The sequence below is a fragment of the Kitasatospora sp. NPDC022856 genome, assembly GCF_055561235.1.
In genome coordinates this window covers 64,802-86,316 of the sequence record NZ_JBVHHE010000010.1, presented here as the reverse complement: position 1 = coordinate 86,316, position 21,515 = coordinate 64,802, and the positions used below count along the sequence as shown (strand labels likewise).

Sequence of the window (21,515 nt, the reverse complement as noted above, 5' to 3'; positions counted from 1 at the left end):
GGCGGCCGGAGCGCGGGCCGGGGACCGCGGTCAGGCCAGGTCGAGCAACTGCTCGTAGAAGCCGCCGAAGCCGCGCTCCCGGTCGACGAGGTGCAGCTCCAGGATCCAGTGGCAGACCCGCCCCGACCGGTCGGTGCGGCGCAGCGGGGTCTCGTTCTCGGGGGTGATGTAGGAGTCGGCCTTGGCCCCGTCGTTCACCTCGTGCGGGAACTCGCCCACGAGGTGGCCGGCGTGCCAGATGCCGACCTCCCAGCCGGCCTCGGCGGCCAGCCGCTCGACCTCGGCGTGCAGCTGCCGCCCGGTGATCTCCGGGTCGGCCGCGAAGAACGCGCGGCCGGCGTCGAAGATCCGCGGCAGGTCGGCGAGCAGCCGCCGCTTGTGCGGATCGCCGCCGAAGACGTAGGTGCGGCCGAAGTCCGCCTCGTACTCCTCGAAGACGGGGCCGAAGTCGGCGAAGGCCACGTCGTCGGCCCCGATGACCCGGTCCGGCGGGTTGTCCCGGTACGGGGCCAGGGTGTTCGGGCCGGAGCGGATGATCCGCTTGTGCCAGTGCCGGGTGGCGCCGAACATCTCGTTGGCGAGATCCCGGATCCGGTCGCTCGCCTCGCGCTCGCCCACCCCGGGCGCCACCAGTTCGCGCGCCTCGGCCTCGGCGAACAGGGCGATCGCCTTCTCCTGCGCCGACACCAGGCCCTCGACGCGACGGACCTCCTGCGCGCCGGACGGTTCGACTGCCATACCGGATCCCCTCTCCCCAGGTGGCGCCGGCGGGACCGGCGCCACAGCTCACGGCCACTGCCCGCGCCCACCGGGCCGGACAGCCCCGACCGATCGTATCGGCGGGCCCGGCGGGCCCGCCTCGACGTCCCCCCGGCTCCACCGCAGGGGACGGACCGGCCTGATCAACCGCCGCACCGGGACGCCCCGGCCCCCACAGCACCCCCGCACCCGGCTCCACCACCACGACCCGCCACCGCCGGCACCACCCCCACCAGGACACCCCGGCCCCCACAACCGCCGCACCGGGCCGTCGTGTCCCTGGCGCATCGGCCTTCCGGACGCGCAGCGTGGAGGGGGTGCACGCTCCCGGGGCTGCACGCTCCCGGGCCGAGGTGGCGAGGTGGACGGCGCATGGACGGTGTGGGAATCGGCGCGGCGAACGGCGGCCGGCGGCGGATCGTGGTCGGGATCGACGGCTCCGCGCCCTCGAAGGCGGCGCTGCGCTGGGCGGTCGGTCAGGCGGGCCTGACCGGGGCCGCGGTCCACGCGGTGGCGGCCTGGGAGTACCCGTCGCTCTACGGGTGGCTCACGCCGCTGCTGGACGACGGCTTCGAGCGGGCGGCCCGGCGCACGCTGACCGCCGAGGTGGACGAGGTGGTCGGCCGGGACCGGCCGGTGGAGATCGAGGAGAGCCTCGTCCTCGGCCACGCGGCCGAGGTGCTGCTGGAACTGTCCGCGGACGCCGACTTCCTGGTGCTCGGCAGCCGGGGGCGCGGCACCTTCGCCCGCGCGCTGCTGGGTTCGGTGAGCTCCCACTGCGCGGTGCACGGCAGCTGCCCGGTGGTGATCGTCCGCGCGGACGGCGCCGCCGCACCGGCGCGCCCCGACACCGCGGCGACCGCAACGACCGCGGCTCCCCTCACCGAGGACGCGGGATCGGCCGTCCGCACCAAGGAGTGGCAGGTGAGCCTGCACCTCGTCGAGGGCCGGGACACCACCCGGGTGCACGCCGTGCTCGACGCCGACGGCAGCGTGCTGCACGCCGACACCCGCGCCCGCCGCAGCCCGCAGGACGAGCCCGCCGAGGCGGTCGGCGACGCGTTCGCCGTGGGGAGGGCCCTGGTCGAGCTGGGGCACCGGCTGCTCCGCAGCGGCACCGAGTCCGCCACCGGGCCGGCGCGGGAGTGACATGCTGATCCCGGCAGCCGCCGGTCGGCCCGCGCCCGACGGGCAACCGGTGGGCGCGGCCGGACGGACAGCGCCCGACGGACGGCGCCCGGCAGCGGGTGGCCGACAGCTCACGGACTACGGATGACAGCCGACAGATGACAGATCCGGTCAGCCCGCCTCCGGGCTCAGCGACCCCCGCCCCCGGCGCCGGTACCGGCGCGCCCGACTTCACCCCCGCCCAGCGCGCCCGGGGCCGCGCGCTGCGGCGTGCCCAGCTGCCGTGGGCACTGGGCGGGCGGCTGGCCGGCCTTCTCCTGACCCTGCTGCTCGGGCTGACCCCGGCCGGAGCCGCTCTGGTGACGGCCGCCGGCGACCTGTTCGGCGGCTCGCGGACGGCCGAGGTGCTGGCGGGGGCGGCCGCCCTGGTCCTCCTCGGCCGGGCGGCCCAGCTGCCGTTCGCCGCCGGCGCCCGGACGGTGCGGGCCCGGTTCGGCCTGGTCACCCAGGGCTGGGGCGGCTGGGCGGTGGACGCCGTGCGCGGACTGGCGCTGGGCCTGGCCCTGGTGCTGCCCCTGGCGTTCGGACTGTTCGCGCTCACCGACCGCTGGCCGGACCGCTGGTGGCTCCCGGCCGCCGGCGCGGCGGCGCTGCTCACGGCGGCGCTCTCCTTCCTCTACCCGCTGCTGGTGGAGCCGGTCTTCAACCGCTTCACCCCGATGGCTCCCGGCCCGCTGCGGACCGCCCTGCTCGCGCTCGCCGACCAGGACGACGTCCGCGTGCGGGACGTCCTGGTGGCGGACGCCTCCCGGCGGACCACGGCCCTCAACGCGTACGTGTCCGGCCTGGGCGCGACCCGCCGGATCGTCGCCTACGACACGCTGCTGTCCACCGCCGAGCCGCGCGAGGTGGAGCTGGTGGTGGCGCACGAACTCGGGCACGTGAAGCACCGGGACGTGCCGACCGGCACGGTGCTGGGCGCGGTGGGGGCGGCCGTGGTGGTCTGCCTGATCGGCCTGCTGACCGACTGGGGCCCGCTGCTGTCGGCGGCGGGGGCGACGGACGCGGCGGATCCGCGCGTCCTGCCGCTCATGGCGGCCTGCGCGGCCCTGCTGGGCGCCCTGTCGGGGCCGGTGCAGTGCGCGGTGAGCCGCCGGGTCGAGGCCCGGGCGGACCGGCACGCCCTGGAACTGACCTCGGACGCCGAGCAGTTCATCGCCATGCAGCGCAGACTGGCAGTGGCCAACGTGTCCGATGTCGACCCGCCCCGGGTGCTTGAGCTACTGTTCGCCACTCATCCGAGTGCCACCCGCCGGATCGCGGCCGCCCGCGCCTGGCAGGCCGCGGGAGCCACCGGCACCCCGGACGGCGCCACCACCGGCTGAGCCCGCGCCCCTGGCCGGGTGCCGCCGGCCGGCGGAACGGGGCGGAGGACGGCGGCGGACTACGTGGCCCGACAGCACACGGCGGAGCACGGCGGAGCCCAAAACGTTGTACAGTGCAACAAATTACCGAGGAGGTAGGACCGCCGTGCCCGGCCGCGAGACATCGATCGACACCATCCAGCGCGAGCTGACCGCCTTCGCCCGGCGTGCCCGGCACAAGGCCTCCCAGCTGCACCCGGACCTCTCCCTGGTCACCTACAGCATCCTCGACCTGATCAACGAGCGCGGCGGCTGCCGGGCCGCCGACGTCGCCTCGTACTTCATGCTCGACAAGTCCACCGTGAGCCGCCAGGTCACCGCGCTGGAGAAGCTCGACCTGCTGCGCCGCGAGACCGATCCGGACGACCAGCGCGGCCAGATCCTGCGCGCCACCGAGGCCGGCCTGACCCTGCTGCGCGAGGCCAGCGAGCAGCGCCGGGTCGCCTTCACCGCCCGCTTCACCGAGTGGTCCGACGAGGACGTCGCCCGCTTCGCCGGCTACCTGGCCCGCTACGGCGCCGAGGACTGAGCCGGGGACCGAGGGGCGCCGGTCCCGGCCCGCCGGCAACGGGCCCCGGGCGACACCCCGGCGGCAACGGGCCGACGCCGGGGTGCGGGGTACCGCTCCGACGGTGTACAGAGGAGAGGTGCCCCTTCGGCAGGGTCCTCGCGACCGCCGCCGGTCATGGCGGCTCGGCCGTCACGCGCTGACGGCGCTCCCGCTCGCGCTGATCGTCGTGATCACCGTGGTCGACGTCCTGTCACCGCCGACGATCCACCTCGGACCGCTGCTGATCGTGGCCCCCGCGATCACCGCGTCCTTCGCGGGGGCGCGGACCACCGCGGCCGTCGCCCTGCTCGCGCTCGCCGGCCTCACCGTCATCGGCATCACGCGCGACGGGCTCACCACCCCCAACCACGAGACCCAGCTCGGCGCGCAGATCGCCGTCTCGGTGCTGATCGTCGCGCTGCGGGTGCTGCGCGACCGGCACGAACGGGAGCTGGCCCAGGTCCGCTCCGTCTCCGAGGCCGCCCAGCGCGTCCTGCTGCGCCCGCTGCCGGACCGGATCGGGCACCTGCGCCTCGCCTCCGTCTACCTCGCCGCCGATGCCGAGGCGCAGGTCGGCGGCGACCTCTACGCGGCGGCCCGCACTCCCGGCGGCACCCGGCTGCTGGTCGGCGACGTCCGCGGCAAGGGCCTCTCCTCGCTCGGCGACGCCGCCCTCCTGCTGGGCGCCTTCCGGGCGGCCGCCCACCTGCACGCCGACCTCACCGACCTCGCCGGCTATCTGGACGGCAGCGTCCGCTGGGGCCTGGCCCGGCTCGGCGAGCAGCCCTGCGAGGAGCGGCCGGGTGACGGGACCGGTCGCGGCCACCGGTCGGGCCCGGACAGTGCCTCCGCCGGGGCGGCGGCGGACGACTGCGAGGAGTCGTTCATCACCGCCGTCATCCTGGACATCCCGGACGACGGCTCGGTGGTCCGGCTGATCGACTGCGGCCACCCGCCGCCGCTGCGGCTGCGGGCCGACGGCGTCACCGCGCTGGACGCCCGCCGGCCGGCGCCGCCGCTCGGCCTGGGCGAACTCGCCCCGGGCGGCTACGAGGTGGACGAGTTCGCCTTCCTGCCCGGCGACCGCCTGCTGATCTACACCGACGGCGTGATCGAGGCCCGCGACGCCCGGCGCCGGTTCTACCCGCTCACCGAGCGCGTCACGGCCTGGTCCGCCGACCCCCCGGAGGCCCTGGTGCAGCAGGTGCGCCACGACCTGCTGGCCCACGCGGGCGGACGGCTGGACGACGACGCGGCGATCGTCGCGGTGGAGCGTCTCGGCTGAGGGCGCTCCGGGGGGCGCAGCGGCGCGCGGGTCGCCGGAGGCGGTGGTCCCGCCGTACCGCTCCGAGGCCTCGTCGGCGCCGTCACGGCCGGTAGGGCAGTTGCGGCACCTCGAAGCAGGTGGTGGTCATCGAGGCCACCTGGGTGACCCAGCCGCCCCGGCCCCCGTAGGCGGTGTCCTGCCAGCGGGCGGCGTTCAGACAGGCCCGGGTCGGCCCGGCCGGCGGGGGCTGCGGGACGAACGAGGCGGGCAGGATCAGTCCGTGCGCGTCGTAGGGCTCGGCACGGTTCATGAACCGCTCGACGCAGGCCCGGGTGAGGTCGGCGCCGCAGGAGTCCATCGCGTCGGTGAGCCACTGGGCGCCCGCCCAGCCCTCCAGCTCCCAGGCGGAGAGCAGCGGTTCGCGGTCGGGGTAGTAGCGGGACATCGCGGCGCGGAAGTCCCGCACCGCCTGGTCCTGCACGTCCTCGTAGTTGAGGCTGGCCGAGGTCGCCCAGAGCGCGTTGCGGCAGCCGGGTGAGGCGCCGTAGTCGGTGCCGACGGTCTGCGACCAGTTCTGCACGTTGGTCGCCTTCGCCGCGACCCGCACCCCGGCCTCGTCGAGCGCCCGGCAGAGCGCCGCGTTGCCCCGGGTGTCCATGGCGTCGAGGAGCAGCTGCGAGCCGTCGGCGCGCACGGCGGCGGCCACCGCCTGGAAGTTCGGCAGCGCGAAGTCGACCGTCTGCATCAGGACGCGGTAGCCCTCCGCCTCCAGTCCGGCCTTCAGCTGGGTGGCGTAGCGGGCCGAGTCGGCCTGGTTGTAGGCGACCACGGCGGCGCTGGTGGTGCCCAGCCGTTCGGTGAAGAAACGGAACGCCTCGGGGGTCTGGTAGAGCGTCCCGTTCCAGCCGACGGCCTGCCCGTCGCGCGGCGCGCCGCTGCCGTAGATGCCGTAGAGGTGCGGCCAGCGGTCGTAGGCCGTGCCGATCGGCTGGCCGCCGACGTCCGGCACGCCCTTCCCGCTCACGTACGGCGCGCCGGCGTAGTCGAGCACGCTGCCGGAGACGAAGGCGAAGACGTGCTGCTGGTCGATCAGGCGGTGCACGCAGTCCTGGTTGCCGATGCCGCTGCCGCCGTCGTCGCAGGTCACCAGCTTGACGGTGCGCCCGTGCAGGCCGCCCCGGTCGTTGAGGGCCTGGACGAAGGCCTGCGCGCCGTAGCGCGGGCCGCTGAACACCTCGCTGCCGACCGGACTGGTGAGCGAGGTGACCACACCGATCCGGATCTCGGTCGCCGTGACGCCGGTGTCGGAGGCGGGGTTGGCCCCGGCGGCGGTGCTCGCGCCGGCCGGGGTGGGGCGGTGGGTGAAGGCGCTCCCCGGCAGCCGGGTGCCGCAGGCGGTGACGGCGGTGAGCAGCAGCGCGAGGAGGGCGGCGCCCCCGCAGCGGCGGCGAACGCGGCGCCGGGGGACGCGAGGGCCGGGCCGCCGACGGCAGTGCGCGTCGGCGGCCCGGCGGGACGGCGGGGCCGTCAGCCGCATCCGGGGACGGCGGCGCCGCTCCCACCGCCGGCCTGGGCGAGCAGGCCGCAGAGCGACGAGCGGGAGACCTTCCAGGTGCCGTTGTCGAGGACGGCCTGGCCGGTGGCGTCCGGCGCGACCACCGTGCCCTGGAGCGAGAGTTCGTAGGTGACGGTGGCCTCGGTCGGCGAAGTGAACGTCACGTTCGTGACCTTGGCCTTGACCTGACCGACCCGCGGATCCTGCGAGAAGCCCTGGAGCGCCGGGAGCAGCACGTCACCGTTCTGGAGCAGCGCGGCCTTCTCGGGGATGGGGGTGGTGGGGTCGAAGAACTTCTCCCAGTTGGCGGTGACCTGGTTCGTCGCGGTCGCCGGATCGGCGGGGGCGGTGGCACCCGCACTCACGGTGGCACTGGCGCTCGCGCTGGTGGTCGCGGTCACCGTGACGGACCCCGAGGCCGGGGCGGAGATCGACACCGAGGCCGAGGGCGAGGAGCCGGACGAGCTGCTGCTGCACCCGGCCACCGCGCCCATCAGCAGCAGCGCGCACAGCGCCACCGCCGGTCGCGGGACCGGGCCGCCGCCCCGACGGGTGCCGCTCTGCCTTACTCGCATGGTGTTCCTCTCGACGAACTCGGCTGCGCCGCCCGGGTCGGCGCCGACCGCTCGGGGGCGCCGCGCGGTCCGGACCGCCGCTCTCCGGATGCTGTCCCAGGCCGATCCTGGAAATGTCGCACGTGACACCATGAAGGCGGATCCATGGACGAATCGCAATCCGAGCGCGAGAAGCCGCAGACCACCCCGACCGGGGCGGCCGGGCGGCCCGGCCGGGGGCTGCTGCGCTCGGCCGCCCGCGCGGCCCGCACGGCCCCGGGCGCCCGCGAGTGGCCGGGCTGGATCCTCGCGGCCGCCGGGGCGGCCCTGTGCGTCCTGGGCTGGTACGGCGTCTCCGGCGAGGCCTTCGTCGAACAGCAGATCCCCTATCTGGCCTCCTCCACCGTCCCGGGTGCGGCGCTGATCGTGGCGGGCATCGTGCTGGTCGCCCTGCGTTCACCCGGTCGGCCGCCGGCCCCGCCGACCCCGCCCACCGCGGACGACCTGACCGACCGACGGGTCGAACGGCTCTACACCCTCCTGGTCGAACCGGAGCAGCCGGAGGAAGCCACGGCGCCGGAGGAGCCCGCCGCCCCCGGTACCGGTCTGCTCGCCGTCGCCGAGGGCACGCTCTACCACCGGCCCGACTGTCCGCTGGTGACCGGCAAGCACGGCGCGCGGCCGGTCGACGCCGCCGCCGTACGGGCACGCGGGCTCCATCCCTGCCGGATCTGCGCGCCGGCCGCCCCGGACGCGCCCGCCGACCCCGCCGACCCGGCCCACCCGGCCGGCTGAGGGGGTGCCGCCCGTGCCCGACACCCCTCCCCTCGACTCCCTCGGCCTGACCGTCGACCTCGCCCTGGCCGGTCTCACCGTCGGCAGCGCGGCCGCCCTCAGCGGCATCGGCCTGGTCGTCTGCCACCGCGCGACCGGGGTGCTCAACCTCGCCCAGGGTGCCCAGGCGATGCTCATCGCCTATCTGCTGCGCGACCTGGTGGTCGTCCGGCACTGGCCGGTCTGGCCGGCCCTCGCCTTCTGCCTGCTGCTCGTCGCCCCCGCGCTCGGCGTCCTGCTGGACATCCTGGTCTACCGGCCGCTGCAACGGCGCGGCGCCGGGACGGCCGAGACGATGGTGGCCGGTCTCGGCGTGTTCGTGCTGCTCATCGGGGTGGCGGTGCTGGTCTGGGGCACCGCCCCGCTGAGCGGCGCGCCGTCCCCGTTCGGCGCCGAACCGCTCGCCCTCCCCGGCGGGCACACCCTGCGCCCCGACACCGTGGCGCAGCTCGCCGCCGTCCTGGTGCTCGCCCTGACGGTGGCCGCCACCACCCGTTTCACCCCGTTCGGCCTCCAGGTGCGGGCCGTCGTCGACGACCGCCGGCTGGCCCGGCTGGCCGGGGTGGACGCGGACCGGGTCTCGGCGGCGGGCTGGGCGTTCGGCTCCTTCACCGCCGGGCTGGTCGGCGTCGCCCTCGCGCCGTACCTGCTGCTCGACCCGTACGGGCTGCCGCTGCTGGTGATGGAGACGATGGCGGTCGCGGTGGCGGCGAGGCTGCGCAGCATCACGGTGGCGGTGGTGACCGGCCTCGGCCTCGGGATCGCGCAGGCCGAGCTGACCAGGCTGCGGCCGTCCGGCCAACTGCTGCCGCTGGTGCAGGCGGTGCAGGCCAACCTGTTCGTGGTCGCGCTACTGGCCGCCGCGCTGCTGGCCGGGCCGCGGATCACCGGCGGCGCGGGCGACCGCGCCCCGCTCGCGGTGCCCGGGCCGGCCGGCGGGGGCCGGGCGGCCCGGGCGGTCTGCCTGGTGCTGCTCCTGCTGCCGCTGGGCTTCCGTGACAACGACCTGCGCAGCGCGCTGCTGGTGCCCGCGCTCGCCCTGGTCCTGCTCTCGATCGTGGTGGTGACCGGGTACGGCGGGCAGATCTCGCTCGGCCAGGCCGGGTACGCCGGGCTCGGCGCGCTGGGCACCGCGCTGCTGATGTCCGGGCGGATCCCGGCCGTCCCGCCGCTGTCCGCCGTCCCCGCGCTGCTGTTCGCGGTGCTGGCCACCGCCCCGCTCGGACTGCTCACCGGCTGGCCGGCGATCCGGCGGCGCGGTCCGGCGCTGGCCCTGGTCACCTTCGCGGTCGGGACGGCGATGAGCCGCTTCGTCTTCCAGCAGCCGTACGCGACCACCGGGCTCACCCTGGACCGGCCCGCCTTCCTGGCCGGCGACCGCGCCTTCTACCTGGCCGAGCTGGTGCTGCTCGGGCTGGGCCTGCTGGTGGTGCGGGGTCTGCACCGGGGCCGGCCGGGCCGGGCCCTGACCGCGATGCGCGACCACGAACCGGGCGCGGTCGCGGCAGGCGTCAACGTGCCCGGGCTGAAGCTGTTCGCCTTCGTGGCCGGGGCGGCGCTGGCCGCGCTCGGCGGCGGGCTGATGGGCCTGGCCGGGCGCGCCTTCGACCCGGCCTCGTTCGATCCGGTGCGCGGGCTGCTCTGGTTCGCCGCGGTGGTGGTGGCCGGTGCGGACAGCGCGCTCGGCGCGGTGCTGGCCGCCGCGCTGCTGATCGGCCTGGACGCGGGCACGGTGGCCGGGGTGTCGGCCGTGGCGGTCGGCCTGCTGGCGGCGGCGATCGGCCGCCTGCCGGGCGGCCTCGCCGGCGCCGCCGCCCGCCTCTCCCGCCGCCACCCGGCGCACCCGCCCGCCACGCTGCCGCCGGGCCGCCTGAGCGCGACCGGCCGCCGGATCCGCACCCTGATCACGGCCCGGCAGGCCGCCGCCCGGGGCGAGGAGGCCCGACCGTGAGCCCGCCGGACAGTGGCCGGGCCCGGCTGACGGCTCGGGGTGTGATCCGCCGGTACGGCGGCATCGAGGCCGTCGCCGGGGTCGACCTCACCGCGCCACCGGGGCGGATCACCGCACTGATCGGGCCGAACGGCGCCGGCAAGAGCACCCTGTTCGACTGCCTGGCCGGGACGGTCCGCCCGGACGCCGGCCGGGTGCTGCTCGGCGGCCGGGACGTCACCCGGCTGCCCGCGTACGCCCGGGTGCGGCTCGGCCTGGCCCGGACCTTCCAGCAGATCGCCGTCTTCCCGACCCTCTCGGTGGCCGACAACGTCCGGATCGGCCCCGAGCAGCGGCACCGCCGCCGTCCGGACGCGCGTGCCCTCGACACGGCGACGGCACGCGCACTCGCCCTGTTCGGCCTCCAGGACCTCGCGGCGGAGCCGGCCGGTGCGCAGCCGACCGGGGTGCTGCGCCTGGTGGAGCTGGCCCGCGCGCTGGCGGGCGACCCGCAGGTGCTGCTGCTGGACGAGCCGGCGGCCGGCCTGGACACCACCCAGACCGCCCGGCTGGCCGCCGTCCTGCGTGGCCTGGCCGACCGGGGCATGGCGCTGCTGCTGGTCGAGCACGACCCCGACCTGGTCGGCGAGTTGGCCGACACCGTGTACGCGATGGCCGGCGGCCGGGTGGTGGCCTGCGGACCGGCGGCGGCCGTGCTCGCCGACGCCCGGGTGGCCCGGGCCTGGGGCGGGGCCGCGCCGGGGGCCGGGGTGGGCGCCCCGTGACCGTCGAAGCCGCCCGTGTGCGCCAGGGACCACCGGAAGCCCTCCGCGAGCCGGCCCCCGCCTCCCCCGCCGACCGCACCGCCCGGGCGACCCGGGCGAGCACCCGATGACCGTCGAAGCCGCACTCCACGGCGCCCGCGTCCGCTACGGACCGCTGGAGGCCCTGCACGGGGTGGACCTCGCCTTCCCCGCCGGTGCGGTCACCGTCCTGCTCGGCCGCAACGGGTCCGGGCGGACCAGCGTGCTGCACGCCCTGGCCGGGCTGGTCCGGCCCGCCGCCGGCCGGGTGGTCTGGCGGGGGCGGGACATCACGGCGCTCGGTGTCCACCAGCGGGTTCGGCTGGGGCTGACGCTGGTACCGGCGGAGCGGGCGGTGTTCGCCTCGCTCACGGTGGCCGAGCACCTCGGCCTCGCCGGCGCCCCCGCCGAGGCCGTGCTCGCGCTCCTCCCCGAACTGACCGCCCTGCTGCCCCGGCCGGCCGGGACGCTCTCCGGCGGGCAGCAGCAACTGGTCGCCCTGGCACGTGCGTTGGCCGGCCGGCCGCGCCTGCTCCTGCTGGACGAGCCGGACCGGGGGCTGGCCCCGGCCGTGGCCGCACGGCTGCACGCGCACCTGCTCGACACGGCCGCCGCCGAGGGCCGGGCGGTCGTGCTGACCGCGCGGTCGCTCCCGCGCAGCCTCACCGGCGCGGCCGTCGTCCATGTGCTGCACCGGGGCGAGGTCGGCTTCTCCGGGGAGCCCGCCGAGCTCGTCGGCCGACCGGCCGGGGCATGGTGACCGGTCCGGGGAACCACCCGCACGCACGCCCCAGGGCCGGCGAGCCCTACTGCGCCAGGTACCCGCCGTCCACCGGGAGGACCGCGCCGGTGATGAAGGAGGCGTCGTCGGAGGCCAGGAAGAGGACCGCCGCCGCCACCTCGGCGGGGGTGCCGAGCCGGCCCATCGGGTGCAGCTTCTCGATCGCCGTCAGGTAGTCGGAGCCGCCCGGCTCGTCCTGGAGGCGGCGGACGCGCTCGGTGGTGATGGTGCCGGGAGCGACGGCGTTGACCCGGATGCCGCGGTCGGCCCACTCGACGGCCAGGTGCTTGGTCAGGCCGGACGCCACGAACTTGGCGGGCCCGTAGACGGCCTGGCCCCGCTGGCCGGCCTCGCCGGAGATCGAGGAGAGGCAGACGATCGCACCGCCGGCGCCGCCGGGCCCGGCCATCGCCTCGATCGCGTACTTGCAGGTGAGGAACATCCCCCGGCCGTCGACGGCCATCACCCGGTCCCACTCCTCGGCGTCGGCCTCGGTGATCTCCGACAGCGGGAGCACCCCCGCGTTGGCGACCAGGACGTCGATCCGGCCGTGCCGCTCGACGGCGGCGGTGATCATCCGGCGGGCGTCGTCCTCGCGGGAGACGTCGCCGACCACCGTACTGACCGCCTGCGGCAGCTCGTCCGCCAGCCGCCGCAGACCCTCGGCGTCGAGGTCCGTCGCGACCACCCGCGCGCCCTCCCGGGCGAAGCGTTCGGCCACCGCACGGCCGATCCCGCTCGCCGCACCCGTCACCACGCACGACTTGCCCGCCAGCCGCCCCGCGCCCGGGGATTCGATCGCATCAGCCATGGCACCGGACTCTACCGACCGACCGTCAGATGAACCGGCACACCGCACAGTTGGGTCAGGCCGCGATCGGGGCGGCTCCACCCCTCCGCAGACCGCGGCACCCGGCGGACCGCCCCGGCGCCGGCGTCAGCCGACGGTGAGGACGAGCTTGCCCCGGACGTGCCCCTGCTCGCTCACCCGGTGCGCCCGGTCCACCTCCGCCAGCGGGAACACCTGGTGCAGCGGGAGGTGCAGCGTGCCATCCTCGTGCAGCGCGAGCACGGCGGCCAGCGCGGGGCCGTGGTGGCGGACGGTGTCCGAGCCGGCGCTGAACCGCACGCCGTACTCGGCCGAGCCCTCGTGGTCGGCGATGGTCAGCACCTGCTCCGGTCCGCCGGCCAGCTCGATCGAGAGCGGCAGGACGTCACCCTGGCCGGCCGCGTCCAGCACCCGGTCCACCCCCTCCGGCGCCACCGCCCGGACCCGCTCGGCCAGACCGTCGCCGTACGTCACGGGGATCGCGCCCAGCTCGCGCAGGTACGGGTGGTTGGCCTCGCTCGCGGTGCCGATCACCCGGATCCCGCGCGAGCGGGCGAACTGCAGCAGGATCGTGCCCACCCCGCCCGCCGCGCCGTGCACCAGCAGCGTCTGGCCGCGCTCCACGCCCAGCAGGTGGAGCGCCCGCCAGGACGTCTCGGCCGCGACCGGGAGCCCCGCGGCCTGCTCCCAGCTCAGCCCGGCCGGCTTGCGGACCACGTCGCCGGCGCCCACCACGGCGTGTTCGGCGTAGCCGCCGCCGCGGACCGAGCCGAACACCTCGTCCCCGGGCGCCCACTCGTCCACCCCCTCGCCGACGGCCTCCACCACGCCCGCCACCTCGAAACCGGCGACGTGCGGGAAGGTCACCGGGAACAGGCCCTCCATCGCGCCGCTGCGCAGCTTGTGGTCCACCGGGTTCACGCCCGCCGCCCGGACGGCGATCCGGATCCGGCCGGGGCCGGGAGCGGGCAGGTCGATCTCGATCGGGTGCAGCACGTCCGCGCCGCCGAATGCGGAGAAGGCGATGGCCTTGGTCATGGGAGTCCCACTGTCCTTCACTGGTCGGAGAGTTCGTCGGTCTGACGGTCTCCAGCCTGGTCGCCGGAGGGGCGGTCTCCGGCCCGCCGTTCGGCCGGTTCCGCCTGGCCGAACGGCCAGGCACCCGCGCGGACCGGGTGACTAGGCTGGAACCCATGGCGAACCACGGGGCAGGCGACGGGGCGGGAAGCGCGGCGACTGGGCACGCGAGGGCCGGGAACGCGGCGCAGGCCCCGGAAGGAGCCGGGCACCCCGGGCACCGGCAGCGCGGCTGGGAGCGCCCCGAGGACGTGCTCGCCCGGGTGGTGGCGGTGCTGGGGGCGCCGAGGCCACAGCTCCTCCCGCGCCTCTCCGGCGTCCTCGCCGATCTCGTCCCGCACACCGCCCTCGCCCAGCTGAGCGGCGTCTGCACCTACTCCCCCGCCCTCGCCCACGGTCCGACCGAGCTCACCGGGCGGATCACCACCCGGGAACTGGCCCGGCTGGCCGAGGCGGTGGCACCCGGTCTGCCCTGGCAGGGCGAGGCGGTCCTGGCGGGCCGGCCGCGGTCGGCCGTCGCGGTCTCCGCCGCCCCGCCCGGCAGCAACGGCGCCCTGCTGGTGCTGGTCCGGACGGGCGGCGAGCGGCTGCCCGACCAGCCGCTCGCCGTCCTGCAGCAGCTCTGGGAGCTGCTGGTCACCCACTCCCACCACCGGGCCGTCGACGCCGCCCCCGCGTACGCCGCCACGTCACGGGCCTCCGCCGGTGCCCGGGCCCGGGCCATCGCCGAGCTGAGCGGCGCGCACGCCTCGGCGCTCTCCGCGATCCTCGCGCCGCTGCGCTCCGCCGCCCTGGACGACGCCACCGCCCGCCGCAGCGCCACCGAGCTGGCCGTCGGCGCGCTGCTGGACCTGAGCGCGGGCGCCGACCTCGACCGGGAGCTGAGCGAGGAGCCCGCTGCCACCGCTTTCGCCCGGCTCGCGGACGAGATCCGCCCGCTGCTGCGGCACAGCCCCGTCCGGCTCGACCTGCCGGCCCCGGCGGCGGGCGGGCGCTCCCTCCCCGCCGAGATCGCGCACACCGCCCGGGCGGCCGTCCGGTCGGCCGTGCTCACCATGATGGAACAGGACGGTCTGGCGCGCCTGCACGTGAGTTGGCAGTTCGTCGCGGACGTCCTGCGGGTCGTGGTGCGCGACGACGGCCCGGGCCTGCTCGGCGCCGACACCCTGGCCGTGCACCGGACGGCGGACCGGATCACCGCCGTGGGCGGCCGGCTCGCGGTGGACGCCGTTCCCGGCTGGGGCACCACCGTCACCGTCGACCTGCCGCTGAGCGCCCCGGCGGCGACCGGCGGGCCGGACCCCCTGGAGGGCTTGCAGCCCCGGGAGCTGGAGGTGCTCGACCAGCTCGCCCGGGGCCGGCGCAACCGGGAGATCGCCGGCGCCCTGCTGATCAGCGAGTCCACGGTGAAGTTCCACGTCGCCAACATCCTGGGCAAGCTGGGCGTGACCTCGCGCGGGGAGGCCGCCGCTCTGGCGCACCGCGCCGGTCTGCCCGCCCCGACCGGCCTGTACGCGGCCTCCTGACCCGCGCTGACCCGCGCGGACCCGCGGCACGGAACGGCCGGGTGCTCCGGCCCGGCCCCGCCCGCGACCGGCCGGACGCGCCGTAGGCTCGCCGGATGACCGTCTCCGCCACCTGGGACCCCACCGCCGCCGGGGTGCTGCGCCTGCCGTCCGGCCGACTCGTCCGGGGGCGCGGTCTGCGGCGGCCGCTGCCGCCCGGGCCGCAACCCGCGTTCGGCCTCTACCTGCTGGGGCACCGGCCGCCGGCCGTCCCCTGGGCGAGCCGCTGGCTCCGCTGGCCGGACTTCCGGCTGCCCGCCGACCGGGCCGAGGCGGCGGCCGCCCTCCGGGAGGCCTGGGAGCGGGCGGCGTCCGAGCGGGTCGAGCTGGCCTGCGCCGGCGGGCTCGGCCGGACGGGGACCGCGCTGGCCTGCCTGGCCGTGCTGGACGGCGTCCCGGCCGGCGGGGCGGTCGCCTTCGTGCGGGAGCACTACGACCGGCGCGCCGTCGAGACCCCCTGGCAGCGCCGGTTCGTGACGCGTTTCCACTGACGCCGCGCCCGGCCGCCCCGACCCCCGCTCGGACCCCGGGGCCGGCGGCCCCGGGGCACCCCGCGGTCAGACCCCGGGCGGCGGCCCCAGGACGACGAAGCTGAGGTCCGGTCGGCCACCGGGGGTGAGGACCTGGGCGACCGTCTCGATCGGTTCGGGCGAGAGGTGCGGCAGCCGCAGGCCGAAGCGGTCGCCGTCCCGGTTGGCGACCACGCAGGCCCGGCCGGCCCAGAGCCGGCGGCAGACCGGGTCGCGCAGCACGTCGGTGAGCAGGGCGACCACCGACTCGTCCCCGGGGTAGCGGGCCAGCGCGAAGCGGATCATGGCGAGGGTCATCCGGGCCTGCCACGTCCAGTCGGCGACCTGTTCGCGGGCCTCCGGGGCGGTCAGCACCCAGCGGGCGAAGTTGGCCCCGGGCCTGCTCATCCAGGGGAACCACTCGGCGGCGGCCCGGTTGTGGCCGACGAGGGTCCAGGCGCGGTCGGCGATGAAGGCCGGTCTCGGCATCTGCCGGTCGACCAGCTCCTGGAGGGCTGTGAGGTCCTCCGGCCGGGCCGGGCCGGCGGCCGGGGTGCCGCCCATCGCGTAGAGGTAGAGGGTGGCGCGCTCGTCGGCGTCGAGCAGCAGCACGTCGGCGAGCAGCGCCAGCAGTCTGGGGTCGAAGCGGGCGGTGCCGCCTCGCTCCAGGTCGCGGTACCAGCGCTCGCTCATGCCGAGTCTGGTGGCGACGACCATCTGGGGCAGCGGCTTGGCCAGCCCCATTCGCAGGCCGGCCCGGCCTCGCCAGTCGCGTAGCAGACTGGCGAGGCCGGGGAGTTCGGCGGTGGTCGACGCTTCGTGGTCGAGGGGGATGGGGATGCTCAGTGCCTCGCGCAGCACCATGGCTCACTCCGGTCTGTTCCTGCATTCGACGATGACGGCCCCGAGGGGGGACGTGTCGAATTCGGACAGCCCGAAGTACCGGCGCGGCTGATGGTTCGTCAGCCCGGTCGGTGATGACAAGTCCCCTTGCTGAACGACTGGTTCAGTGGCTGGACCGACATCGGAAAGGCAGACCGGGGAACGTCGCGACCGAGCGTCGCAGCATGAAGTCCACCCCCCGGTGTGCCCGCGTGGCCCTTGACACGCTCTAGGGGGACTGTACTTGCTCGGTTGTGATCGTTCAAGCAACGCAGAGTGACATCAGCCGGTCAGCGCCTCCTGGGAAACGGCCGGTGACTTCTGGATGCCGGTGCGGCCGGCGAGCACCGTCACGGTGGTCGCGCCCGCGAACAGCGCGGCGAGCAGCACCCAGCCGATCGCGCCGGCCGGCAGCAGCAGACCGGTGGCCAGGAACGGGCCGACGATCAGCTGCGCGCTCATGCCCGTGCTGAACAGCGACAGGTAGCGGGAGCGGCCCACCGGCGGCGACAGCTCGTAGGAGATCTCCCAGCGCGAGACGGCGTGCAGGTTCTCCCCCACGGTCAGCAGCGCGACGGCGACCACCGCGGCGGCCAGCGCCAGGTACTTGCCCCGGCCGTCGGCGAAGGCGAAGAACGCGCAGGCCAGCACCAGGAAGAGGCAGGCGACCCGGAGCATCCGCAGCGCCTTGGCCAGCCCCTGGGCGAACCGGGCCACCGAGAGCTGGAGCACCACGGTCAGCACGGTGTTGATCGCCAGCAGGGCCGAGCTGGCACTGGCCGGCAGCCCGGCCCGGTCCACCACCCAGAGCGGCAACAGGATGAACAGCACGCAGTCGTGCAGCATCAGCACCGCGTTGGCGGCCGTGACCAGCAGGAACCGCCGGTCCCGGTACGGCGAGCCGGAGCCGCCCTCCGCCCCGGCCTCGGCGGGCGCGGCAGCCGGCGCGGCCGACGATCCCGCCACCCGGCCGGCCCGCACCACGGCGAGCGCGACGGCGGCGAAGGCGGCCGCGTTGAACAGGAAGAGCGCCACGAAGGCGACCCGGGAGTGCGCGGCCTGCACCAGGGCGGCCAGCAGGAAGCCGGCAGTGAGGCCGATGTTGGTGATGGCGCGCAGCGAGGCCATCGTCTTCGTCCGCTCGGCGGCCCCCTCGAACTCGCCGACGATCACCTGGAGCAGCGGTGAGCAGGCCCGCGCGGCGGCGATGGTCAGACAGGTGACGACCAGGTAGCCGGCGTAACTGCCGACCAGGGCGTACCCGATGAAGCCGAGCGCCCGGACCAGCGTCAGCGCCACGTAGACCGGCCGGGCGCCGAGCCGGTCCGCGAGCGGGCCGAAGACCAGCGGACTGAGCAGGCCGGCGATGTTGGCCGCGGCGATCGCGGTGCCGACCGCGACCGCCGTGATGTCGAGGTAGCGGACGAAGTAGAGCGTGGCGGTGGCCAGGTAGAGGCCGTTGGCGACCGCGTCCACGGTGGTCCCGGCGGCCATGATCCGGCCCTGCCGGGAGGCGGGCAGCAGCGTGGCGGTCAGCCGGCTCAGCAGGCCGGCCGCCCGGGGCGGGGCGTCCGTGTGCGTCATGCCGGCTCCACCGTCCGGGCCGGCTCCACCGTGAAGCGGACCGAGTCGGCCAGCTCGCGGGCGAGCTTGCGGGCCTGGTCCGGGGTGTCGGCCCCGACCACGATCACGCCCGCCCGGTCCCCGGAGGTGCGCAGCGGGCGGACGGTGCCGCCGGGTCCGACCGCGAGGTCGGCGTAGAGCACGTCCGGGTGGTTCGCCGCCTCCGTCCACCCCTCGACCGCGGTCACCAGGCCGGGCGGCGGGGTGAGGTAGCGGGCGGCGGCGGCCCGGACCGGCGTCGGCGCGGCCTCGTCGCGCGGCAGGCCCAGCAGGTCGTCGTAGAGGAGGCCGAACAGCTCCAGGCCGGGGACGACGTGGGCGAGCATCCGGTGGATCCAGTCGCCGCCGAACCGCCCGTGCACCTCGCCGAGCACGATGCCGTCCGGGCTCAGCCAGAGTTCGACGTGGAAGCCGCCGACGCGCAGGCCCAGCACGGCGAGCGCCGCCTTGACCTGACGCTCGATCTCCTCACGCTGCGTGTCCGGGAGTTCGGCCGGGAGGATGTGGCCGACCTCGACGAAGAACGGCGGCTCCACCTTCTCCTTCTCGGTGACCGCGAGGACGACCGGCTCGCCGCCGAGGAAGAGGCCCTCGACGCTGTACTCGGCGCCCTGGACGAACTCCTCGACCAGGAAGGGGTTGCGGCCGGGCAGCAGCGCGATCGCGGCGGGCAGTCCGTCCGGCCCGGTGATCCGGCTGACGCCCGTACTGCCCATCGCGTCACGGGGCTTGACGATCCACGGCCCGGTGGAGCCGCGCAGGAACTCCGCCGCCTCCGCCTCGTCCGCGCAGAGCCGGACGGCGGGCTGCCGGAAGCCGGCGGCGGCCAGGGCGGTCCGGCAGGCGTCCTTGGTGCGGACCCGTCGGACGGCCTCGGCCGGGTTGCCCGGCAGGCCCAGTGCCTCGGCGGTCTCGGCTGCGGCCACCTGGGCCATCTCCTGGAGGGCGAGGACGGCGTCGAAGCGCTCGCCCGCGGCGGCCCGGTCGCGCGCCCAGGCGGCGGACTCGCCGGGGTTGGCGAAGTCCACCGCCGAGACGGCGCCGGCCTGTTCGGCCACCCCGGGGGTGGCGGCGAGGACGGCCTCCTGGTTCGTCAGGTGGGTCCGCAGCCCGCGCGCGTGGGCCTGGTCCAGGGCGAGCCGCGCCATGTCGAGGCCGAGCGGCACCGCCCGTACCCCGCCGACCAGCAGCAGCTTCCGGGGGGTTGGTTCAGCGGGCATGAGAGGGCTCCTTGCGTGCGTGGTGCGGGGGGTGCTACTTCAACTGACGGGGGCGGTGGGGCGGGTCGGGCGGGTCGGGCGGATCGGGCGGGTCGGGCGCTCAGGCTTCGGCGTCGGCGTCGAGTTCGACCAGGACCTGTTCGGTCGCCACCAGGTCGCGCACGGCGCAGCGGATCGCGGTGACGACGCCCGAGAACGGGGCGAGGATGCGGTTCTCCATCTTCATCGCCTCGACGATGACGAGGGCGTCCCCCTCCTCGACCCGGTCGCCGACCTCGCAGAGCAGTCCGACCACCGTGCCCGGCATCAGCGACTTCACGGCGTTGTCGGCGGCCCCGGAGCCGCCCTCGGCGAAGCTCTGGGCGGCCAGCGCCACCCGGTGCCCGTCGACGGAGAGCTCCCAGCCGGCGGGACTGCGCAGACCGGTCCAGCGCCGGTCGCCGACGGTGCCCCGGTACAGGCCGGGGTGGCCCGGTACGGCGGCGACCGTGACGGTGAACGGGGTGGACTCGACCTGGACGTCGACGGCGGCGCCGCGCCGTCCGGTGAGTCCGGCCTGCAGCGTCCGCCGGCCGTGCCGCAGCACGACCCGGCCGAACGGCGCGACCGGGTCCAGCCGGTGGCGGTCGAACGGGCCGACCGCGCCGTGCCACGGCGAGGCGGGGGCGTCGTCGACGGGCGGCAGCTGCATCGCGGCCGCGCAGGCCGCGGCGGCCAGGACCCGGTCGGTGCGGCCGGCGGGGCCGGCCGGCTCGCCCTGCCCCGACTGCCCGGTCCCGGTCGAGACCAGGGCGTCCACCAGGTGGGTGTCCATCCGCCCGGCGACCACGGCGGGGGCCTGGAGGAGTTCGGCGAGGAAGCCGAGGTTGGTGGTCAGCCCGGGCAGGGCGGTGTCGCGGACGGCCGGGAGCAGCCGGCGCAGGGCGCTCGGGCGGTCCGGGCCGTGCGCGATCAGCTTGGCGAACATCGGGTCGTAGAAGGCCGGGACCTCGGCGCCGCCGCCGAAGACGGCTCCGCCGAAGGCCGCGTCACCGCCCGGACCGCCCGCGAAGGCCGGTTCCGGCGCGGCGGAGCCGGACGCGGCCCCGTCGGTGCCCGATCCGGTGTCGTCGAACGCCGCCTCCACCCGGATGCCGGCCGGCCAGCGGACCGCCGCCGCGCGGCCCGGCGCGGGCCGGAAGCCGTCGGCCGGGTCCTCGGCGTAGACGCGGACCTCGACGGCGTGGCCGGTCGCGGTGATCTCGTGCTGGTCGAGCGGCAGCCGCTGCCCGTCGGCGACTCTCAGCTGCCATTCCACCAGGTCGACGCCGGTGATCTCCTCGGTGACCGGGTGCTCCACCTGGAGCCGGGTGTTGACCTCCAGGAAGTAGCAGCGGTCGGTGGCGTCCAGGATGAACTCGAAGGTGCCGGCGTTGACGTAGCCGAGCGACCGGGCGCCGCGGACGGCCGCCTCCAGCAGCTCCGCCCGGACGGCGGGCGCCAGGTTGGCGGCCGGGGCCTCCTCGACGATCTTCTGGTGGCGGCGCTGCAGCGAGCACTCGCGCTCGAAGAGGTGCACCACGTTCCCGTGGTCGTCGCCGAAGACCTGGACCTCGATGTGGCGGGGCCGCTCCACGTACCGCTCGACCAGCAGCCGGCCGTCGCCGAAGTTGCTGCGGCCCAGCCGGACGGCCTCGGCCACCGCCTCGGGCAGCTCGGCGGCCGCGCGGACCACCTGCATGCCCTTGCCGCCGCCGCCCGCGACGGGCTTCAGGATCACCGGGTAGCCGATCCGCTCGGCGTCGGCCAGGATCTCCTCGGCCGACTCGGTGGCCGTCCCGGAGCCGGGCAGCACCGGGACCCCGGCGGCGGCCATCAGCGCGCGGGCGGTCGACTTGTCGCCCATCGCGGTGATCGTGGCGGCGTCCGGGCCGACCCAGACCAGCCCGGCCCCGGCGACCGCCGCCGCGAAGCCGGGGTGCTCGGAGAGGAAGCCGTAGCCGGGGTGGACGGCGTCGCAGCCGGTCCGGACGGCGGCGTCGACCAGCGCGTCGACGTCCAGGTAGCTCTCGGCGGCCGCGGCGGGGCCGATCCGGACCCGCTCGACGGCGCCCGCCAGGTGGGCCGAGGAGCGGTCGGCGTCGGAGTGTACCGCCACGTACTCGATGCCGAGCCGGCGGCAGGTGCGGGCGATCCGCCGGGCGATCTCGCCGCGGTTGGCGATCAGGAGACGCTTGATCATTTCC

General features: G+C 76.3%; 19 protein-coding genes. 10 read left to right on the top strand and 9 right to left on the bottom strand.

Annotated elements, in window-relative coordinates; all coding sequences use genetic code 11:
- Nucleotides 1-30: 30 nt before the first annotated feature.
- Entirely contained in the window at nt 31-738 is a 708-nt protein-coding gene (locus ACZ34W_RS14670) for a M24 family metallopeptidase (protein ID WP_352287446.1), read from the bottom strand.
- A 393-nt stretch (nt 739-1,131) separates the two neighbouring features.
- On the opposite strand from ACZ34W_RS14670, the gene ACZ34W_RS14665 reads away from it, so the two are divergent.
- The 4 genes from ACZ34W_RS14665 to ACZ34W_RS14650 all read left to right on the top strand — a co-directional run bounded on the left by ACZ34W_RS14665 (nt 1,132) and on the right by ACZ34W_RS14650 (nt 5,146).
- Entirely contained in the window at nt 1,132-1,908 is a 777-nt protein-coding gene (locus ACZ34W_RS14665) for a universal stress protein (RefSeq protein ID WP_465604045.1), read from the top strand.
- A 137-nt stretch (nt 1,909-2,045) separates the two neighbouring features.
- A complete protein-coding gene (locus ACZ34W_RS14660; RefSeq protein WP_465604043.1) occupies nt 2,046-3,272 on the top strand; it encodes a M48 family metalloprotease in 1,227 nt (408 codons plus the stop codon).
- Between the two features lie 145 nt (nt 3,273-3,417).
- Nucleotides 3,418-3,840 (top strand): MarR family winged helix-turn-helix transcriptional regulator, encoded by a 423-nt coding sequence (locus ACZ34W_RS14655; RefSeq protein WP_329490397.1) that lies wholly within the window; start codon nt 3,418-3,420, stop codon nt 3,838-3,840.
- Nucleotides 3,841-3,958: 118 nt separating this feature from the next.
- Nucleotides 3,959-5,146: a PP2C family protein-serine/threonine phosphatase gene (locus ACZ34W_RS14650; protein WP_465604040.1), complete on the top strand. Its 1,188-nt coding sequence runs from the start codon at nt 3,959-3,961 to the stop codon at nt 5,144-5,146.
- Nucleotides 5,147-5,228: 82 nt separating this feature from the next.
- On the opposite strand, the gene ACZ34W_RS14645 is transcribed toward ACZ34W_RS14650, so the two are convergent.
- Together ACZ34W_RS14645 and ACZ34W_RS14640 are read right to left on the bottom strand one after the other, a co-directional pair.
- On the bottom strand, nt 5,229-6,665 hold the full coding sequence (locus ACZ34W_RS14645) for an ABC transporter substrate-binding protein (protein WP_465604038.1): 1,437 nt from the start codon (nt 6,663-6,665) through the stop codon (nt 5,229-5,231).
- Nucleotides 6,656-7,258, bottom strand: coding sequence for an MTB12 C-terminal domain-containing protein (locus ACZ34W_RS14640; RefSeq protein WP_465604036.1), 603 nt, complete (start codon nt 7,256-7,258; stop codon nt 6,656-6,658). The genes ACZ34W_RS14645 and ACZ34W_RS14640 overlap by 10 nt, the downstream gene beginning before the upstream one ends.
- A 144-nt stretch (nt 7,259-7,402) precedes the next feature.
- On the opposite strand from ACZ34W_RS14640, the gene ACZ34W_RS14635 reads away from it, so the two are divergent.
- The 4 genes from ACZ34W_RS14635 (at nt 7,403) to ACZ34W_RS14620 (ending at nt 11,564) form a co-directional block, all read left to right on the top strand.
- Nucleotides 7,403-8,032: a hypothetical protein gene (locus ACZ34W_RS14635; RefSeq protein WP_465604034.1), complete on the top strand. Its 630-nt coding sequence runs from the start codon at nt 7,403-7,405 to the stop codon at nt 8,030-8,032.
- A gap of 13 nt (nt 8,033-8,045) precedes the next feature.
- Nucleotides 8,046-10,022, top strand: a complete 1,977-nt coding sequence (locus ACZ34W_RS14630) for a branched-chain amino acid ABC transporter permease (RefSeq protein WP_465604032.1) — start codon at nt 8,046-8,048, stop codon at nt 10,020-10,022.
- Complete coding sequence (locus ACZ34W_RS14625) at nt 10,019-10,786, top strand: ABC transporter ATP-binding protein (RefSeq protein ID WP_465604030.1); 768 nt, start codon at nt 10,019-10,021, stop codon at nt 10,784-10,786. Before ACZ34W_RS14630 ends, ACZ34W_RS14625 begins: the two co-directional genes overlap by 4 nt.
- Nucleotides 10,787-10,892: 106 nt before the next feature.
- Nucleotides 10,893-11,564: an ABC transporter ATP-binding protein gene (locus ACZ34W_RS14620; RefSeq protein WP_465604028.1), complete on the top strand. Its 672-nt coding sequence runs from the start codon at nt 10,893-10,895 to the stop codon at nt 11,562-11,564.
- 46 nt (nt 11,565-11,610) lie between these two features.
- Here the strand turns inward: ACZ34W_RS14620 and ACZ34W_RS14615 are convergent, their stop codons facing one another.
- Together ACZ34W_RS14615 and ACZ34W_RS14610 are read right to left on the bottom strand one after the other, a co-directional pair.
- On the bottom strand, nt 11,611-12,396 hold the full coding sequence (locus ACZ34W_RS14615) for an SDR family NAD(P)-dependent oxidoreductase (RefSeq protein ID WP_465604026.1): 786 nt from the start codon (nt 12,394-12,396) through the stop codon (nt 11,611-11,613).
- Between the two features lie 126 nt (nt 12,397-12,522).
- Nucleotides 12,523-13,452, bottom strand: coding sequence for an NADP-dependent oxidoreductase (locus ACZ34W_RS14610; protein WP_465604024.1), 930 nt, complete (start codon nt 13,450-13,452; stop codon nt 12,523-12,525).
- A gap of 155 nt (nt 13,453-13,607) precedes the next feature.
- Here ACZ34W_RS14610 and ACZ34W_RS14605 point away from each other — a divergent pair, with 155 nt between their 5' ends.
- Both ACZ34W_RS14605 and ACZ34W_RS14600 read left to right on the top strand, forming a co-directional pair.
- Nucleotides 13,608-15,017: a helix-turn-helix transcriptional regulator gene (locus ACZ34W_RS14605; RefSeq protein WP_465604022.1), complete on the top strand. Its 1,410-nt coding sequence runs from the start codon at nt 13,608-13,610 to the stop codon at nt 15,015-15,017.
- 95 nt (nt 15,018-15,112) lie between these two features.
- Complete coding sequence (locus ACZ34W_RS14600; RefSeq protein ID WP_465604020.1) at nt 15,113-15,547, top strand: protein-tyrosine phosphatase family protein; 435 nt, start codon at nt 15,113-15,115, stop codon at nt 15,545-15,547.
- 66 nt (nt 15,548-15,613) lie between these two features.
- On the opposite strand, the gene ACZ34W_RS14595 is transcribed toward ACZ34W_RS14600, so the two are convergent.
- From ACZ34W_RS14595 to ACZ34W_RS14580, 4 genes are all read right to left on the bottom strand, one after another.
- Nucleotides 15,614-16,429: a helix-turn-helix transcriptional regulator gene (locus tag ACZ34W_RS14595; RefSeq protein WP_465604018.1), complete on the bottom strand. Its 816-nt coding sequence runs from the start codon at nt 16,427-16,429 to the stop codon at nt 15,614-15,616.
- Between the two features lie 300 nt (nt 16,430-16,729).
- Entirely contained in the window at nt 16,730-18,031 is a 1,302-nt protein-coding gene (locus tag ACZ34W_RS14590) for an MFS transporter (RefSeq protein WP_465604016.1), read from the bottom strand.
- Complete coding sequence (locus ACZ34W_RS14585) at nt 18,028-19,290, bottom strand: ATP-grasp domain-containing protein (protein ID WP_329490383.1); 1,263 nt, start codon at nt 19,288-19,290, stop codon at nt 18,028-18,030. Before ACZ34W_RS14585 ends, ACZ34W_RS14590 begins: the two co-directional genes overlap by 4 nt.
- 100 nt (nt 19,291-19,390) lie before the next feature.
- Entirely contained in the window at nt 19,391-21,511 is a 2,121-nt protein-coding gene (locus tag ACZ34W_RS14580; protein ID WP_396488033.1) for an acetyl/propionyl/methylcrotonyl-CoA carboxylase subunit alpha, read from the bottom strand.
- Between the last annotated feature and the right edge of the window lie 4 nt (nt 21,512-21,515).